The following is a 16,442-nucleotide window of genomic DNA, read 5'->3' as shown; positions in this document are numbered from 1 at the left end:
GCGGTGCTTGCGTCTCCTGCGTCGCTCTCGGCGCCTGCCCCTTTGAGTCCCACCCACTTAGCACCGCGGCCTCACGCCTCCCCAGCCTCGGCGGACGGCCCGGCGCGGCCTGCCCGCGCCGGGCCGCCGCCTCCCTCGCGGGCGGGTCGCGCCCAGCGGGCGCGACCCGGCGCGCCGTATCGTATTCGGGGATTCATAAGTACGCGTGAACGGTGCGCGAGCCTCGAAAAGCGTCGGAGTGGGGTATCGCCCGCAACGAGCGGGTATTTATAAAGAGACGTCCGTCTCGATATCCTCGGTCGCCTCTTTCAGCCCGTCCTCGCGGGCGGTCTCGGCGTGGTTGCCTTCGATCTCGGCGTCGGTGAGGAGGTCGCGGAGCTCGTCGCGGAAGCGGTCGTTCGCCCGCGTGGAGGTCAGGTCGACGCGGGCGACGCGCGCGTACTTCGCGACGTGGTCGGGGTCGGCGCCGAGCGCCGCCGCGCAGTCGACGATGGAGCGGCCTTCGGCGGTGAGCGACTTCAGGTCCGCGTAGTCGAACGAGGCGTCGTCGACCTCGCGGTCGGCGTCGCGCACGAGGTGGAGGTCGAAGCGGGCGTCTCGGACCGTTTCGGGGTCGACGTCGACCGGTTCGGACGCGTCGACGGCGTCGCTTTCGGCAGCGTCGCCCTCGGCGAGCGCGGCCGCGATCGCGGCGTCGTCGTCCAGTTCGAAGTGCCCGCGCGCGATCCGGGCGTAGGTCGCGTCGTCGAGGTCCGTCGAGAAGTCGTACCGCTCGCGCATCGCGGCGACCAGCTCGCGGACGCGCTCGGCGACGGCGGCCTCGTCTCGGTCGGTGAGGGTCCCGGGGGACTCCGCCTGCCGCTCGGTGACCGTGTCGGACCCGGTGGTCTCGACGAAGATGTCGCGGAGCTCGGCGGTCTTCTCGTCCATGGACTCGCAGGTACGCGCTCCCGGTAGAAAAGCCTCGCGTCAGATTTCGGACGCCTCGAACGCGGTACTACCGGATTGCGGGCGTGAACGCGCGGGGCACGCCGGGAGCCCGACGAACCGCCGTCGTCGTCAACCAGTATATTCAAGTCGGTTTACGAGCGTGGCGGAGACATGGCAACCAACACGGAGTCGGTGGATCTCGTCGGCGACGAGGTCGCGACGAACCTCGCCCGCGCGGCGCTGTTCGCGGCGCTCGTCGGCGCGTTCGCGTACGTGTCGTTCCCGAACCCGGTGTCACCCGTCTCGGTGACGCTCCAAGTGCTCGGCGTCTTCCTCGCCGGGATCTTCCTCGGTCCGGTGTGGGGGGCCGCGTCGCTCGTCTTATACCTCGCGGCGGGCGCGCTCGGCGCGCCGGTGTTCCAGGGCGGCTCCGCGGGCTTCGTGGAGCTCGTGGGCGGGACCGCCGGCTACCTCTGGTCGTACCCGATCGCGGCCGCGCTCGTCGGCGCGATCGTCCACCGCGGCGGCGACCTCCGCGACCTCGACGCCGTCTCCGTCCCGGTCCTCGTGGGCGCGATGACCGCCGGGACGGTCGTCATCTACGCGATGGGCGTCGTCGGCCTCTACCTGAACCTGGAGCTCACCCTCGTCGAGGCGACCGTCCAGGGAGCCGTCGTGTTCCTCCCGGCGGAGGGCGCGAAGATCGCCGCCGCGATCGGGATCGTCCGCTCGGACGCGATCGCGGCCGAGTGAGGTGACGCCGTGAGCGACTCAGAGGTGACGCCGTGAGCGACGTCGACGGCGTCACCTGCCGGTACGGCGGTGCGGGCTCCGGCGGGAGCGACGCGGCCGGCGTCACCGCCGTCGACGACGTCTCCCTCGCGGTCCCCGACGGCGAGTTCCTGATCGTCGCGGGCGCGAACGGCTCCGGGAAGACGACGCTGGTCCGAACGTTCAACGGGCTCGTCGAGCCGGACGCCGGCCGGGTCGCCGTCAACGGGACCCCGGTCGCGGACGACCTCGTCGCGGCCCGGACCGCGGTCGGGATGGTGTTCCAGGACCCCCGCGACCAGCTGGTCGCGGCGACCGTCGGCGGCGACGTCGCCTTCGGCCCGGAGAACCTCGGGCTGTCGCACGCCGAGATCGACCGCCGGGTGAGCGACGCGCTCGACGCCGTCAACATGGCCGGGCGCGAGGACGACCGGATCGCGTCGCTGTCGGGCGGCGAGCGCGAGCGCGTCGCGATCGCCGGCGCGCTGGCGATGGAGCCGGACCACCTCGTACTCGACGAGCCGTTCACGGGCCTCGACGAGCCCGCGAGGCGGTCGGTCGTCGACCGGCTCCGCGCGCTCCGCCGGGCGGGGACCGGCGTCGTCGTCGTCACCCACGACCTGCGGGACGTGTTCGGGATCGCCGACCGCGTGGTCGGGCTGGCCGACGGGCGGGTCGCGGTCGACGCGCCGCCGGCGGAGGCGGCCGCGGCGCTCCCCGGGCTCGACGTGCGCGTCCCGGCGGCCGAGGCCGGCGAGAGCGGTGACCGCGGGGCGACCGACCGCGCGGTCGATACCGGCCGGTGACCCTCGCGTACGTCCCGGACGACGCGCTCGCACACCGGCTGGACCCCCGGTCGAAGCTGCTCGTGCAACTCGGGTTCGCGGCCGCGGCCTTCGCGCACACGACGCCGCGCGGCCTCGCGGCGCTGTCGGTCGTCGCCGTCGGCTGCCTGCGGCTCGCGGGGGGCGGCCCCCGCGACCTGTGGGCGTATCGGTTCGCGCTCCCGTTCCTCCTCGTCGCCCCGGTCGTCGCGGGCGCGACGCTCGGCGCCCCCTGGTTCCGGATCGGCCGCGCGGTCGACACGGGACTGGCGAGCTACCGGGTCCTGCTCGTGCTTTTCATCGCCGCCGCCTACGTCCGGTCGACGCCGGTCCGGGACTCCCGGGCGGCGATCCAGCACACGGTCCCCGGCAGGCCCGGGCAGCTGCTGGCGGCGGGCGTCGCGCTCGTGTTCCGGTTCCTCCCGGTCCTGAAACGCGACCTGCTGACCGCGCGCGACGCGATGCGGGCGCGCCTCGGCGACGAGCTGGCCGTCCGCGACCGGATGCGGATCGTCGCCGCCGCCGGGATCAACCGCGCGTTCGGCCGCGCCGACCGGCTGGGGACCGCCCTCGCGGCCCGGTGTTTCGCGTGGAATCCGACGCTCCCGCGGCTGGCGTTCGGCCGGGCGGACGCGGTCGCGCTGGCGGTCGCCTGCGCCCTGTTCGCGGCCGCGCTGGTCGGCGCGCTCTGAGTCCGGGACGACGCATTCAGACCGCGGTTCGAGGCCGGAGCGGCGCACTCCGACCGCGTCCAATTGGCCCCCCGGCCCCGCGGTGTGGCAAGTTTTAACCGGACCGTATCCGCCTGATCGATCATGACTCCGCTGCAGGCGGCCACCCGGGAGACGTTCTGGACGATCGGCCCGGTGGGGAAAGCCGCGTTCTACTGGCTCGCCGCGGTCGCGATCCTGGTGTTCCTGTACGGCGTGTACGCCCGGTTCGCGGCGTACGCCCGCGGGAGCGCGGACCCCCGCGAACGGCTGTCGGACCTCCCGTCGCGGATCGTCTCCGCGACCCGGACCGTGCTCTCGAACGAGAACCAGTTCGACGGGGACGCGTACACCGGCGTGATGCACGCGTTCGTGCTGTGGGGCTTCCTCACTCTGCTCGTCGCGACGACGATCCTCGGGTTCGACATCGACGTCTACCGCCCGATCGCGGGCGAGTCGTTCTGGGTGGGCGACTTCTACCTCGCCTACCAGTTCGTCGTCGACGCGTTCGGCCTGCTGTTCGTCGTCGGCGTCGGCATGGCCATGTACCGGCGCTACAGCGAGCGCGACGGGCGGCTGTGGGGGAAACACACCTCGTTCGAGGACGACGCGTTCGTCTGGACCCTCTTCCTGCTCGGCGTCGGCGGCTTCGTCGTGCAGGCGCTGGGCATCGTCGGCCAGCCGGCGCGGGCCGACGAGACGGTGAGCTTCATCGGGATGGCGATGGCCGCCGGATTCCAGTGGGTCGGGCTGACGCCCGCGGGCGCCGAGGCGATCTACGGCGTCGTCTGGTGGAGCCACTCGCTGCTGGCGTTCGCGTTCATCGCGTGGATCCCGTACGCGAAGCCGTTCCACATGATCTCCTCGTTCGCGAACGTCGTCGCCCGCGACGAGAGGGCGGGGGCGCGGCTCCCGAACGTCCCCGCGGACCTCGATCACACCAACGCGGAGTCGATCGAGGACTTCACCTGGAAGGAGCTGATGGACGGCGACGCCTGCACGAAGTGCGGCCGGTGTACCGACGCCTGTCCGGCCGACGCGGTCGGTCGGAACCTGGACCCGCGGGACGTGATCCTCGACCTGAAGGCGTACCGCGAGTCGGTGACGGACGATCCGGTCGCGGGGGCGGGCGGCGGCGGGTCGGTCGCGACCGACGGCGGCGTGGCCGGTTCCGCCGCCGTCGTTGACGGCGGCGCCGTCCCCATCGTCGCCGACGAGGGCGGCGTGATCGACAGCGAGTCGATGGAGTCCTGCATGTCCTGTATGGCCTGCATGGACGCCTGCCCGGTCGACATCGAACACCTCACCTCGTTCACCAAGATGAATCGCCAGCTCGTCGACGAGGGGGCCGTGGACTCGAACCTCCAAGACGTGTTCCAAGACGTGATGCAGAAGGGGAACACCTTCGGCGAGTCGCAGTCGGCCCGCGGCGACTGGGCGGACGAACTGGAGGACGTCGAGGTCCCGGACGCCCGCGAACGCGAGGTGGAGTACCTCTGGTACGTCGGCGACTATCCGAGCTTCGACGACCGGAACAGGAAGGTCGCCCGCGCGCTCGCCCGGCTGTTCGACGAGGCCGGCGTCGAGTTCGGCATCCTCTTCGACGACGAGAAGAACGACGGCAACGACATTCGGCGGATCGGCGAGGAGTTCCTCTACCTCGAACTGGCCGGCCACCACGTCGAGACGTTCGCCGACTGCGAGTTCGACTCGATCGTCTGCACGGACCCGCACTCGTACAACACGATCAAAAACGAGTACCCCGAGGTCGACTTCGCCGAGTTCGCCGACGACCCGATGATGCCGTTCGACCGCGAGGAGCCGTGGAACGCCGACGGCGCGGTCGACGTGCGTCACTGGACGCAGGTGGTGGAGGAGCTGGTCGACGAGGGGCGGCTCGGCCTCGCGGGCGACGAGCTCGGCTACACCGTCACCTACCACGACCCCTGCCACCTCGGCCGGTACAACGACGAGTACGAGGCGCCCCGCGAGCTGATCCGCGCGACCGGCGCCGACCTCTACGAGATGCCGCGCTCGCGGAGCGACTCGTTCTGCTGCGGCGGCGGCGGGGGCGGGCTCTGGACCGAACACGACGAGGATGTGAAGCCGAGCGAGGAGCGGCTCCGCGAGGCGGTCGAAGACACCGACGCGGGCGGCGCGATCGAGAAGTTCGTCGTCGCCTGTCCGATGTGCACGACGATGTTCGAGGACGGCAGGAAGACGGGCGACTTCGAGGACGACGTGGAGATCGTCGACGTCGCGGAGCTGCTGATCGAGGCGGTGGAGTCCGGGCCGAAGTGAAAAGCGAAACCCGTCAGGCGCCGCGGCCGCCGTCCCGCGGGCTCGATCGCGGCCGGGACTCGACCGCATCGTCGACCCGCCGCAACACCGCCCGCCCCGGGGCGCGGTCGCGCACGGGCGCGTCGCCGAGGTAGTCGATCAGCGCGTCGCGGAGGAGCTCGGCGCCCTCGGAGGCGAGCGCGCGGTCCCGTTCGATGCGCCGGATCGGGCGGCACTGCGCGGGGGCGTCGTCGCCGGCGTCGACCGCGGCCGCGCCCGCGTCGAGCAGGGCGGCGTGCGCGACCCACGCCTCCTCGCGGGAGAGCGAAAGTCGGATCCGGTCCCCGTTCGTCGGAGGGGTCATCGTCCCGGTCTTCGCACGGAGGGGCATAAAAATACGCCCTGATGGGCAGTGGAGCTCCGACCGCCGCGAGAGCGGATCGATTTCGATCTATATAGCGTATATAGTTCACCCTACCAGTACCCTCCGGACAGTACTCCTCATAGCATACTATTTATGTCGACGACGTTCTCGATCAGATGATGGCATCAAGGCACGATGCGGACGCAAACGGCATCACGCGGCGGAAATCGCTTGCGGCGCTCGCCGGGGCGGGAGCGCTGGCGCTCGCGGGATGTACCGAAACCGAAGGGGGCGACGGAGGCTCCGGAGACGGTTCGGACGGCTCCGACGGTTCGGACGGCTCCGACGGTTCGGACGGCTCCGACGGTTCGGACGGCTCCGACGGTTCGGACGGCTCGGACACCCTGTCGGGCTCGATCAACATCGCCGGTTCCTCGACCGTCTTCCCGCTGATGAGCGCAGTCGCCGAGGACTTCGCCGAGGACAACCCGGAGGTTTCGATCGACATCAGCTCGACGGGCTCGGGCGGCGGATTCGCGAACTTCTTCTGCGTCGGCGAGACCGATTTCAACAACGCGAGCCGGCCGATCAAAGAGGAAGAACAGGAGCTGTGCGAGGAGAACGGCGTCGAGTGGGTCGAGCTGATCGCCGCGACCGACGCGCTCACCGTCGTGATCAACAACGAGAACGACTGGGCGACGGAGATGACCGTCGACGAGCTTTCGCAGATCTGGCAGTCCGACGCCGCCGAGATGTGGAGCGACGTGCGCGACGAGTGGCCCGACGAGGAGATCGAGCGGTTCGGCGCCGCCGACACCTCGGGGACGTACGATTACTTCATCGAGAACGTCATGGGCGAGGACGGCCACACCGATGACTACCAGGCGACCGAGCAGGACAACACGATCGCAGCGGGGGTCGAGGGCACCCGGTACGGGATCGGCTACTTCGGCTTCGCGTACTGGTTCCAGAACCAGGACCAGATCACGCCGGTCGCCATCGACAACGGCGACGGTCCGGTCAAGCCGAGCCTCGAGACCGCGTCCTCCGGCGAGTACCAGCCGCTCTCGCGGCCGCTGTTCACGTACCCGTCGATGGAGGCGCTCGGCAAGGAGCACGTCGCGGAGTTCGCCCGCTACTTCGTTAGCCAGACGACCAACGAAGAGCTCGTCGCCGGCGACGTCGGGTACGTCCCCGCGACCGAGGAGACGCAGGAAGAACAGATGCAGAAACTCGAAGACGCGATCGAGCAGGCGCAGGGCTGAAACCCGCGTCATGAACCGGTGTATTGATTTACGACAGCGTTCGAACTCCGACCGTCCGTGACAGATAGCACCGAGAGTCCGGATCTACAGCGACGGAGCGGGCTCACACGACTGAAGGAGGGAACCTACGGCGGGTTCTTCGCCGCGTGCGCGGTGATCACATTGCTCACGACGGTCGCCATCATCGCGACCCTGCTGTCGGACGCGCTGGTGTTTTTCGCCGAGGTACCGATCCGCGAGTTCCTCTTCAGCACCAGCTGGAGCCCGAACCCGCGCGGGGGCGGTCAAACGTTCGGTATCGTCGCGCTGGTCATTGGAACGCTCACGGTGACGATCACGGCCGCGTTCGTCGCGCTTCCGGTCGGAACGCTGACCGCGATATATCTCAGCGAGTACGCGACGTCGAGCGCGCGCTCAATACTGAAACCGCTGTTGGAGATCCTCGCCGGTATTCCGACGGTCGTGTACGGCTACTTCGCGCTGGTGTACATCACCCCGGCACTGAAAGCGACGCTGTTCCCGGAGATGAGCACCTTCAACGCGTTGTCGGCGTCACTGATGGTCGGGATCATGACGATCCCGATGGTGTCATCGATCTCGGAGGACGCGATGAGCGCCGTACCGGACGACTTGCGGCAGGCCGGCTACGGTCTCGGGGCGACGAAGTTCGAGGTGTCGACCGGGATCGTGGTCCCGGCCTCCATCTCGGGGATCGCCTCCTCGTACATCCTCGCGGTGTCCCGCGCCATCGGCGAGACGATGATCGTCGTCGTCGCGATGGGCGCGCAGGCGCGGATGCCGGCCGTCAGGGAAACGCTTCTCGGGATTCCGTACATCAATCCCACCGACGTCCTCTTGGATTCCGGGATGACAATCACCGTCGCGATGGTGCAGATCGCCGGCGGCGACCTGACGGGCGGGACGATCCCGTACGACGCGATGTTCGCGCTCGGACTCACGCTGTTCGTGGTGACCCTCGTGATGAACGTACTGAGTGATCTTATCGCGGAACGGTACCGGGAGGAGTACTGATGGCGACCGACACCGACACCGGTCGTGTCGAGGAGTTCGGCGAGGTGAGCCGCGTCCGGGGGATCGCCTTCGAGTACCTCTCGCTCGGGGCGAGCGTGCTCGGGATCTTCGCGCTCGCGGTGCTGCTCATCTACGTCACGATCGACGCCTTTGATCTAGCGAACGCGAACCCGCTGTGGCTGTTGACGTACTTCCTCACGCTCGTCGTGCCGTTCCTCGGATTCTGCCTGTACAGCGCGCGTGACCGGACGCTGACTCGTCGGGCCGTCACCGTGGCCGGCGGCGGCCTCGTCGCCGTCGCCGTGGCCTTCACGCTCGTCGAGACGTTCGTCGGCCAGGTTCCGCGGCTCAATTGGCAGCTCACGTACCTCTTCGTCGTTATCATCCCGCTCACCGGATACCTCGTCTACATGGGAGCCCGCGGCCGACCCGGATCGGTCGGCTTCGGGATGGTCGGACGGCTGATCGGCGGCACCGCGATCGGGCTGGCGTTCAGCGTCCTCTTTCTGGTGTTCGACGAGCGGCTGTGGTTCCTCGCGTACACGCTCGGGATCGTTCCGGCGCTGCTCGCGTACGCGTACGGTCGCCTCCAAGACACGCCGGCCGCCGTGACGGCCGCTCTTCCGATAAGTATCCTCGGGATGGTGCTCGCCGTGTTCGTCCGAGAAGTGCTCCGGACGTATCCGACGACGGCGTTCATATACCTCTGGACGCTGGCGATCCCGATCGCGGCGGCCGGCGCCGTCGTGGTGAACGGCCGTGGAAGCCGGACGGCGGCGCTGACCGCGGGAGGCGTTCCGCTCGCGCTCGCGACCGCGGTCGGACTGTTCGGACGGGCCGCGGGACTCGGCGTCGGCGGGCCGAACGCGTTGTTGGTCATCGCCGTGACGGGCGTGCCGGTCGCCGCGTACCTCCATCGCGTGTTCGACGTCGGCGAGGGGGTGTCGGGACTGGGGCTTCCAGTCCTGCTCGTCGCCGGCGCGCTTGCCGGAGCGTTCCTCGTCGAACTGTTCGGGATCCCGACGCCGAGCCCGTGGGTCAGCGAGACGTTCCTCACGGAGGCGCCGTCGCGAACCGCCACCGAGGCGGGGCTGTACCCGGCGATCGTCGGCTCGGTGATCATCATCGCGATGGTCGCGGTGCTCTCGTTCGCCCTCGGGGTCGCGACGTCGGTGTTCCTAGAGGAATACACCGCGGACACCGGGGTCGTCGGCGCGCTGACGCGGCTGCTTCAGATCAACATCGCGAATCTGGCGGCGGTCCCGTCCGTCGTGTACGGGCTGCTCGGGCTGGGGCTGTTCGCGAACCTCCTCGGATTTGGGTTCGGGACCGCGGTAACCGTGTCGCTGACGCTGTCACTGCTCATTCTCCCGATCACGATCATCTCCGCGCAGGAGGCGATCCGGTCGGTGCCGGACGACCTGCGCCGGGGATCGGACGCGATGGGGGCGACCCGCTGGCAGACGACGAAGAACGTCGTCCTCCCCGAGGCGTTCCCCGGGATCCTCACCGGGACGATCCTCGCGCTCGGGCGAGCGATCGGCGAGACCGCGCCGCTCATCATGGTCGGTGCGGCGACGACGGTGTTCAGCGCGCCGAGCAGCCTGTTCAGCAAGTTCAGCGCGATGCCGATGCAGATCTACGCGTGGGCGAATTTCCCGCAGGCGGAGTTCCGGTACGGGGTCGTCGCCGCAGGCGTTATCACGCTGCTGATCATCCTCATCGGTATGAACGGGACGGCGATACTGCTGCGGAACCGCGCGGAGCGGGGGAGCTAACATGAGTAACACAGAATCCGAGACGCAGACCGAGACCGAGACGAGCGACTCGCTCATCACCACCGACGTAGAGACCGGATCGAACGAGCAGACAGCGGCGCCCGACCGGACGGCGGTTTCGTCCCACGATCTAGACGTCTACTACGGCGACGAGCAGGCGATCGACGGCGTGTCGATGGAGATCCCTGAGAAGCGGGTGACCGCGCTGATCGGTCCCTCCGGCTGCGGCAAGTCGACGTTCCTCCGGTGTATCAACCGGATGAACGATATGATCGAGGTGTGCCGGGTCGAGGGTGACATCACGTTCGGCGGAAAGAACGTGTACGACGCCGACGTCGACCCCGTCGCCCTGCGCCGGAAGATCGGGATGGTGTTCCAAGAGCCGAATCCGTTCCCGAAGTCCATCCGCGACAACGTCGCGTACGGGCTGAAGATCCAGGGGTTCGACGGCGACGTCGACGCCCGCGTCGAGGAGTCGCTGAAGTCGGCCGCGCTCTGGGACGAGGTGAAGGACAAACTCGACTCGTCGGGACTCGACCTCTCCGGCGGGCAACAACAGCGGCTCTGTATCGCCCGCGCCATCGCGCCCGACCCGGAGGTCATCCTGATGGACGAGCCGACCTCGGCGTTAGACCCCATCGCGGCCTCGAAGATCGAGGACCTCATCGACGACCTCGCGGAGGAGTACACCGTCATCATCGTCACGCACAACATGCAGCAGGCGGCGCGCATCTCCGACCGGACCGCGGTGTTCCTCACGGGCGGGCGGCTGGTCGAGTACGACGACACGACGAAGATCTTCGAGGACCCCGAAGAGCAGCGCGTCGAGGACTACATCACGGGAAAGTTCGGATAGATGCCCCGAGAGAACTACCAGGAGAAACTCGAGCAGCTCCGGGCCGACGTGGTCGCGATGGGCGAACTGGTCCTCGACCGGTACGAGACCGCCCTCCGCGCGGCCGAGACGGGCGACGACGACCTCGCCGACGAGGTGATCGGCACCGACCACGTGGTCAACGCCCGGTACCTCGAACTGGAAGAGGAGTGCACGGAACTCCTCGCGCTCCAGCAGCCCGTGGCGGGGGACCTCCGGCTGGTGACGGCCTCGTTCAAGATCATCACCGACCTCGAACGGATCGGCGACCTGGCGACCAACATCGCCGCGTACGGCGGCGACGACGGCGGGATCCACCCGGCCGTCGACTTTCGCGGGCTCGGCGACGCGGCCGGCGACATGGTCGCCGACGCGATCGCGGCCTACGAGGCGTCCGATCCCGACGCCTGCCGAGAGATCGACGTCCGCGACGACGACCTCGACGAGCGGTGTCGGCGGGCCAGCGAGGCGGTCGTCCGCGAGCTCCTCGAGGCGGACCGCGCCCGCGCCGCCGCGAACGGGACCGCGGAGCCGGAGCCCGATCACCTGGCCGACGCGCTCGACGACGTCTCCCGCGCCCTGCTGGCGATCCGCGACCTCGAACGCGTCGGCGACCACGCCGTCAACATCGCCGCGCGGTCGCTGTTCATGATCGAGAGCGACGACGAACTGATCTACTGACCGGCAAACCGTACGCGAACCGAAACGGGCGACGAGAAGCGGCTCACCACGCCACCCATGACAACCACAGACACCGCAGACGACGGAGCCACCGACGCGACGACCACCCTCACGTTCATGTGCGTTCGCAACGCCGGCCGGAGCCAGATGGCGACCGCCTTCGCGGAGCGCGAGCGCGACCGGCGCGGCCTCGGCGACCGCGTCGAGGTCGTCACGGGCGGCACCGCCCCCGCCGACAGCGTCCACGACGTGGTCATCGAGGCGCTCGCCGAGGTCGGCCTCGAGGTGAACGGTCGGACGCCGCGACACGTGTCCGACGAGACGCTCGCCGCGTCGGACTTCGTCGCCACGATGGGCTGTTCGACACTGGAGCTCGACGGCGTCGACACCGACGACTGGGACCTCGACGACCCGGGCGAGCGCCCGATCGAGGAGGTCCGCGAGATCCGCGACGATATCGAGCGCCGCGTGGTCGCCCTCTTCGACGAGCGGTTCGGCGAGTACGACGGTGAGTAGGGGCTCCGCGTCGAGGCGGCCATTATCGACTCCGGAAGCTCTAATCGACTTCGGACGCACTGACGAGACGTGACTGTACTGCAGGAGCTCATCGGAGACCAGTCGCTCGCCGTCTGGCTCGTGTTGGGCGCGATCGGGTTCCTGCTGACCTGGAAGGGGGCGAACGTCATCGAGTCGACGACCTCGAAGATCAGCGACCACTTCGGCGTCTCGCAGGCGATCCAGGGCGGGCTCATCGTCGCCGCCGCGACGTCGTTCCCCGAGCTCGCGATCATCGTCATCTCGGTGCTCGTGCTCGGCGACTTCGGCGTCGGCGCCGGGGCGCTCATCGGGACGGCGGTGTTCAATATCTTGGTCATCCCGGCCGCTGTCGCGATCACGAGCGGCGACACGACGACGACGCAGGGGATCGTCTACCGCGACGCCATTTTTTATATGGTCGCCGTGCTCGCCCTCTTCGGCGTGATCGCGCTCGGCGTGCTCGGGACCGACGGGCGCGAGCTCGCGCGGATCACGCCGCAGATGGGCGTCGGCCTGCTAGTGTTGTACGGCGTGTACGTCATCTTACTCGCGGGGGGCAAGAGCGGGGCGTCGGACATGAAGCGGGCCGAGTCAACGAACGTCCCCAAACAGGCCGGGCTGTTCGCGGCCGGGCTGGTCATCGTGCTGGTCGGCGTCGAGTCGATGGTCACCATGACGGTACAGATCTCGGACGCGCTCGACGCGCCGTCGTTCCTCATCTCCGTGACGGTGCTGTCGGTGCTGAGCTCGTTCCCCGACCTGCTCGTCGGCGTGAAGATGGGCGAGGCCGGCGACAAGCGGGCGGCGATCGCGAACGTCTTCGGGACCAACACGTTCAATCTCGTCGCGGCGCTGCCGATCGGCGTCATCCTCGCCGGCGGCGTCTCGATCGGCTTCCTCACGTCCGTGCCGCTACTGTTATTTCTGTTTTATACCACCCTCGTCGTCGTGGTGATGTCCGCGACGGAGTTCGAGATCACTACCGAGGAGGGGTACGTCTTCCTCGCGATGTACGTCGCCTTCCTCGGCTGGATGACGACCGAGGCGCTCGGGATTACCGCGCTGCTGACCGAGGAGACGCTCCGATCGATCGTCACGTGACCGCCCCGTGAGCCGGCCGGCCCGTGAGCCGACGGCCGGCGGGTCCGAACCGTACCGAACGTACATTATCAATATCGGCGGATAGAGGCCCTGAAAGCCAACATTTAACGGAACAGAGGCCCTAATATCCGCAGATGAACGAGACCTTAGAGCGTCGCATTCGACGTCATAACACGAGCTTCGATCGCGACACCGGACATATCATTCTACCGAGTGAACGCCTCGCCGCCCGCTGGTTCCACGGCGTCGTGGACGCCGCGGAACGGAACGACGACCTGGAACCGCTCGCCGAGCTCCGCATCGGGATCGACTCCGACAGAGACCGACCGACCGTTATCAACGAGCGCGCGGCCGGTGGGGTCCGAGCCGCGCTCCCGCCGGGCAGCGAGACGCTGCGGATCGACGGCTCCGCGGCCCTCGAGCGGTACGGATTCGACGACGACGACGAGGCGACGTTGCGAGCCGATCTCGAGACGCTGACCGACGTGCTGGTCGAGGGTGACGCCGAGCCGGCCCTCGCGTGCTAACGCTCTTCTCGGCGAGCCGATCCCCTCCGTTGCGGGAGCCTGACCGCCGCTCCTCTCTACTCCGTCCGAACGCGAACCTCGATACCGTCGGCATCGGTGACGGTGACCCCTCCACCGCGCTCGTCGACGGCGACATCGACATCGCCGTCGGCCGCGACCGCCTCCAGCCGCTCCCGCACCGCGTCCAGCGCGTCGGCGTCGGGGACGACCACCTCGAACCACGCGAGCCCGAGCCCCGTCGCGGGCGTCGTCCGCCCGCGCCACGTGTTCGCGGCGAGGTGGTGGTGGTAGCCGCCGGCGGCGACGAACCGGACGTCGGGGCCGGTCATGCCGACCTCGAAGCCGAGCCCGTCGACGTACACCGCCTCGAACGCCGACAGCGACGCGGTTTCGAGGTGGACGTGGCCGAGGTCGGTGCCGGGCGGGGCGCGGTCGACGGGCGACGATCCCGCGGAAGCGTCCCCCTCGACCGCCTCCGCGGCCGCGGCGACCCCCTCCAAGTCGAGCGGGTCGGTCGCCATGCGCACCGTCCCGTCGTCGTCGGTGGGCCACTCCTCGCGGGGGCGATCGCGGTAGATCTCCACCCCGTTTCCCTCGGGGTCGTCGAGGTACAGCGCCTCGCTGACGAGGTGGTCGGAGGCGCCGTCAAGGCGCCAGCGCTCCCGCACCCGACCCAGCGCCTCGCCGAGCGCGGCCCGGGAGGGGACCCGGAACGCGGCGTGAAAGAGGCCGGCCTCGGTGCGCCCGCGCTCGGGGCGGTCCGGGTCGCGTCGCAGGACGAGCAGGGGGTCGCCGTCGGCGCCGAGGACGGCCCTGTCGCCGTCGCAGTCGATGACGGCGAGGCCGACGACGTCGCGGTAGAAGGCGGTCGTCTCGTCGAGGTCGGCGACGCGGAGCGCGGCGCGGCCGATCCGCGCGCCGGGCGGGAGGCGGTCCTCGGGGGAAGCGTCGGTCATGCCGCCTCTCAGGGACGCCCGCGCGTTTAACGCGTCGGTCACGGGAGCAGCGGCGGGACCCGCCGGTCGCGGGAGCCGTGAGCGAACTGGGCGACCGACCGCGACCGCCCCAACGACCCGGACTCTCCCGATCGTCCGTTAGAATCAAACGGGCACGCGACGCAGTACCCGATATGAGCGTCGAACAGGAGGAGCGGGCCATTCGGTGTCTGGTCGCGAAGGTCGGACTCGACGGCCACGATCGGGGTGCACACGTGATCGCGCGGGCGTTCCGCGACGCCGGCTTCGAAGTCGTCTACTCCGGGCTCCATCGCGCGCCGGAGGACATCGTACAGGCGGCGGTCCAGGAGGACGTCGACGTGCTCGGCATCTCGATCCTCTCGGGCGCCCACAACACCCTCGTCCCGAAGGTCATCGAGGGGCTCAAGGAGTACGACGCGTTCGAGGACACCCTGATCCTCGTGGGCGGGATCATCCCTGACGACGACGAGACGGAGCTCAAGGAGCTCGGCGTCGCCGAGGTGTTCGGCCCCGGGACGCCGATGGAGGAGACGATCGAGTTCATCCGGAACAACGTGCCGGAGCGGGCGTAGATGGACGGGCCGCAACGTGACGGGTCGGCGGCGGAGCGGACCCCGGAGCTGAGCGACCGCGACGCCGAGCTCGTCGAGGAGCTGCTCGCCGGGAGCCACCGGGCGCTCGCCCGCGTCATCACCCGGATCGAGGACCGCGCCGCGGGCCACCGGGCGATCGTCTCCGCGCTCCACGGGCACACCGGCGGCGCGGACGTGATCGGGATCACGGGCTCGCCCGGCGCCGGGAAGTCGACGCTCGTCGACAAGCTGGCGGCGGCGTACCGCGAGCGCGGGGACACCGTCGGCGTCGTCGCCGTCGACCCCTCCTCGCCGTACACGGGCGGCGCGGTCCTCGGCGACCGGATCCGGATGGGGTCGAACGTCGGCGACATGGACGTGTTCTTCCGGTCGATGAGCGCGCGCGGCCAGCTCGGCGGGCTCTCGATGGCGACCGCGGACGCCGTGAAGGCGCTCGACGCCTTCGGGAAGGACGTCGTGGTCATCGAGACGGTCGGCGCCGGGCAGAACGAGGTCGACGTGGTGCGGACCGCCGACACGGTCGCGGTGCTCGTCCAGCCCGGCTCCGGCGACGACGTGCAGACGCTGAAGGCCGGCATCCTGGAGATCGGCGACGTGTTCGTCGTCAACAAGGCCGACATGGACGGCGCGGAGCGCACCCTCGCCGAGTTGGAGGAGATGGTCCACCGGCGGGAGGGCCCGACGAAGGGGCTCGACACGGGCCATCACGGGTTCGACGCGCCGGAGCACCCGGACGACCCGACCCCCTCGGACGGCGAGGCGGCCTCCGGCGACGCGGCCGACGCGAGCGGCGACGACGCCCCGGGGTGGACCCCCGAAGTGCTCCGGACGGTCGCGAACACGGGCGAGGGCGTCGACGAGCTGATCGCGGCGTTCGACGCCCACGCCGCGCACCTCCGGGAGTCGGGCGAGATCGAGGCGACGAAGCGCCGGCGCTACGCCGAGGAGATCCGGACGCTCGTGCGGTCCGACGTCGGGGCCCTCGCCGCCGAGGAGATCGAGCGCCGCGGCGGGATCGACCGGCTCGCCGAGGCGGTCCGCCGGCGCGAGACCGACCCGTACAGCGTCGCCGCCGAGGTCGTCGCCCCCATCGTCGACTGCGTGGAGACGGACCGGGAGTGACCGACCGAGGGGCGGCGGTCGGGAGCGAGGCGTGACCGCCCGGGCGGGCCACGAGGTATAAGTCGCCAGCGGACCA

General features: G+C 69.6%; 17 protein-coding genes. 14 read left to right on the top strand and 3 right to left on the bottom strand.

Annotation, left to right across the window (positions count from 1 at the left end; all coding sequences use genetic code 11):
- Positions 1 to 267: 267 nt before the first annotated feature.
- Positions 268 to 930 (bottom strand): hypothetical protein, encoded by a 663-nt coding sequence (locus DJ75_RS13030; protein ID WP_094524883.1) that lies wholly within the window; start codon positions 928 to 930, stop codon positions 268 to 270.
- 171 nt (positions 931 to 1,101) lie between these two features.
- Here DJ75_RS13030 and DJ75_RS13025 point away from each other — a divergent pair, with 171 nt between their 5' ends.
- From DJ75_RS13025 to DJ75_RS13010, 4 genes are all read left to right on the top strand, one after another.
- Positions 1,102 to 1,683, top strand: coding sequence for a biotin transporter BioY (locus DJ75_RS13025; RefSeq protein ID WP_094524882.1), 582 nt, complete (start codon positions 1,102 to 1,104; stop codon positions 1,681 to 1,683).
- Positions 1,684 to 1,715: 32 nt separating this feature from the next.
- Entirely contained in the window at positions 1,716 to 2,507 is a 792-nt protein-coding gene (locus DJ75_RS13020; RefSeq protein ID WP_094524881.1) for an energy-coupling factor ABC transporter ATP-binding protein, read from the top strand.
- Positions 2,504 to 3,217 (top strand): energy-coupling factor transporter transmembrane protein EcfT, encoded by a 714-nt coding sequence (locus DJ75_RS13015; RefSeq protein ID WP_094524880.1) that lies wholly within the window; start codon positions 2,504 to 2,506, stop codon positions 3,215 to 3,217. Before DJ75_RS13020 ends, DJ75_RS13015 begins: the two co-directional genes overlap by 4 nt.
- A gap of 123 nt (positions 3,218 to 3,340) precedes the next feature.
- Positions 3,341 to 5,536: a (Fe-S)-binding protein gene (locus DJ75_RS13010; protein ID WP_094524879.1), complete on the top strand. Its 2,196-nt coding sequence runs from the start codon at positions 3,341 to 3,343 to the stop codon at positions 5,534 to 5,536.
- Between the two features lie 13 nt (positions 5,537 to 5,549).
- Here the strand turns inward: DJ75_RS13010 and DJ75_RS13005 are convergent, their stop codons facing one another.
- Positions 5,550 to 5,879 carry a hypothetical protein gene (locus DJ75_RS13005; RefSeq protein WP_094524878.1) on the bottom strand — a complete coding sequence of 110 codons (330 nt, stop codon included), beginning with the start codon at positions 5,877 to 5,879 and terminating at the stop codon, positions 5,550 to 5,552.
- 179 nt (positions 5,880 to 6,058) lie between these two features.
- Between DJ75_RS13005 and DJ75_RS13000 the strand changes: the two genes are divergently transcribed.
- From DJ75_RS13000 to DJ75_RS12965, 8 genes are all read left to right on the top strand, one after another.
- Positions 6,059 to 7,144 (top strand): PstS family phosphate ABC transporter substrate-binding protein, encoded by a 1,086-nt coding sequence (locus DJ75_RS13000; protein ID WP_094524877.1) that lies wholly within the window; start codon positions 6,059 to 6,061, stop codon positions 7,142 to 7,144.
- Between the two features lie 57 nt (positions 7,145 to 7,201).
- Complete coding sequence (gene pstC, locus DJ75_RS12995) at positions 7,202 to 8,176, top strand: phosphate ABC transporter permease subunit PstC (protein WP_094524876.1); 975 nt, start codon at positions 7,202 to 7,204, stop codon at positions 8,174 to 8,176.
- Positions 8,176 to 9,954 (top strand): phosphate ABC transporter permease PstA, encoded by a 1,779-nt coding sequence (gene pstA, locus DJ75_RS12990; protein ID WP_094524875.1) that lies wholly within the window; start codon positions 8,176 to 8,178, stop codon positions 9,952 to 9,954. The genes pstC and pstA overlap by 1 nt, the downstream gene beginning before the upstream one ends.
- A gap of 1 nt (position 9,955) precedes the next feature.
- Complete coding sequence (gene pstB / locus DJ75_RS12985; protein WP_094524874.1) at positions 9,956 to 10,810, top strand: phosphate ABC transporter ATP-binding protein PstB; 855 nt, start codon at positions 9,956 to 9,958, stop codon at positions 10,808 to 10,810.
- Positions 10,811 to 11,509, top strand: a complete 699-nt coding sequence (gene phoU / locus DJ75_RS12980; RefSeq protein WP_094524873.1) for a phosphate signaling complex protein PhoU — start codon at positions 10,811 to 10,813, stop codon at positions 11,507 to 11,509.
- Positions 11,510 to 11,566: 57 nt separating this feature from the next.
- Positions 11,567 to 12,025 carry an ArsC family transcriptional regulator gene (locus DJ75_RS12975; RefSeq protein ID WP_094524872.1) on the top strand — a complete coding sequence of 153 codons (459 nt, stop codon included), beginning with the start codon at positions 11,567 to 11,569 and terminating at the stop codon, positions 12,023 to 12,025.
- Positions 12,026 to 12,094: 69 nt separating this feature from the next.
- Entirely contained in the window at positions 12,095 to 13,147 is a 1,053-nt protein-coding gene (locus tag DJ75_RS12970; RefSeq protein ID WP_094524871.1) for a sodium:calcium antiporter, read from the top strand.
- A 134-nt stretch (positions 13,148 to 13,281) separates the two neighbouring features.
- A complete protein-coding gene (locus tag DJ75_RS12965; RefSeq protein ID WP_094524870.1) occupies positions 13,282 to 13,674 on the top strand; it encodes a hypothetical protein in 393 nt (130 codons plus the stop codon).
- A 56-nt stretch (positions 13,675 to 13,730) separates the two neighbouring features.
- Here the strand turns inward: DJ75_RS12965 and DJ75_RS12960 are convergent, their stop codons facing one another.
- On the bottom strand, positions 13,731 to 14,630 hold the full coding sequence (locus DJ75_RS12960; RefSeq protein ID WP_094524869.1) for a VOC family protein: 900 nt from the start codon (positions 14,628 to 14,630) through the stop codon (positions 13,731 to 13,733).
- Between the two features lie 173 nt (positions 14,631 to 14,803).
- Here DJ75_RS12960 and DJ75_RS12955 point away from each other — a divergent pair, with 173 nt between their 5' ends.
- Positions 14,804 to 15,223: a cobalamin B12-binding domain-containing protein gene (locus DJ75_RS12955; RefSeq protein ID WP_094524868.1), complete on the top strand. Its 420-nt coding sequence runs from the start codon at positions 14,804 to 14,806 to the stop codon at positions 15,221 to 15,223.
- Positions 15,224 to 16,366 carry a methylmalonyl Co-A mutase-associated GTPase MeaB gene (gene meaB, locus DJ75_RS12950; protein ID WP_094524867.1) on the top strand — a complete coding sequence of 381 codons (1,143 nt, stop codon included), beginning with the start codon at positions 15,224 to 15,226 and terminating at the stop codon, positions 16,364 to 16,366. It abuts the gene before it with no gap.
- The last annotated feature ends 76 nt before the right edge of the window (positions 16,367 to 16,442 follow it).

The sequence above is a fragment of the Halorubrum sp. Eb13 genome, from assembly GCF_002252895.1.
Taxonomy (GTDB): Archaea; Halobacteriota; Halobacteria; order Halobacteriales; family Haloferacaceae; genus Halorubrum.
The sequence above is the reverse complement of the archived record's forward strand: the minus strand, read 5'-3'. Positions and strand labels throughout refer to the sequence as shown.

Coding starts and splice junctions, on each gene's coding strand:
- DJ75_RS13030 (WP_094524883.1), bottom strand. CDS start 930: ATGGACGAGAAGACCGCCGAGCTCCGCGACATCTTCGTCGAGACCACC.
- DJ75_RS13025 (WP_094524882.1), top strand. CDS start 1,102: ATGGCAACCAACACGGAGTCGGTGGATCTCGTCGGCGACGAGGTCGCG.
- DJ75_RS13010 (WP_094524879.1), top strand. CDS start 3,341: ATGACTCCGCTGCAGGCGGCCACCCGGGAGACGTTCTGGACGATCGGC.
- DJ75_RS13005 (WP_094524878.1), bottom strand. CDS start 5,879: ATGACCCCTCCGACGAACGGGGACCGGATCCGACTTTCGCTCTCCCGC.
- DJ75_RS13000 (WP_094524877.1), top strand. CDS start 6,059: ATGGCATCAAGGCACGATGCGGACGCAAACGGCATCACGCGGCGGAAA.
- pstA (WP_094524875.1), top strand. CDS start 8,176: ATGGCGACCGACACCGACACCGGTCGTGTCGAGGAGTTCGGCGAGGTG.
- pstB (WP_094524874.1), top strand. CDS start 9,956: ATGAGTAACACAGAATCCGAGACGCAGACCGAGACCGAGACGAGCGAC.
- phoU (WP_094524873.1), top strand. CDS start 10,811: ATGCCCCGAGAGAACTACCAGGAGAAACTCGAGCAGCTCCGGGCCGAC.
- DJ75_RS12975 (WP_094524872.1), top strand. CDS start 11,567: ATGACAACCACAGACACCGCAGACGACGGAGCCACCGACGCGACGACC.
- DJ75_RS12965 (WP_094524870.1), top strand. CDS start 13,282: ATGAACGAGACCTTAGAGCGTCGCATTCGACGTCATAACACGAGCTTC.
- DJ75_RS12960 (WP_094524869.1), bottom strand. CDS start 14,630: ATGACCGACGCTTCCCCCGAGGACCGCCTCCCGCCCGGCGCGCGGATC.
- DJ75_RS12955 (WP_094524868.1), top strand. CDS start 14,804: ATGAGCGTCGAACAGGAGGAGCGGGCCATTCGGTGTCTGGTCGCGAAG.
- meaB (WP_094524867.1), top strand. CDS start 15,224: ATGGACGGGCCGCAACGTGACGGGTCGGCGGCGGAGCGGACCCCGGAG.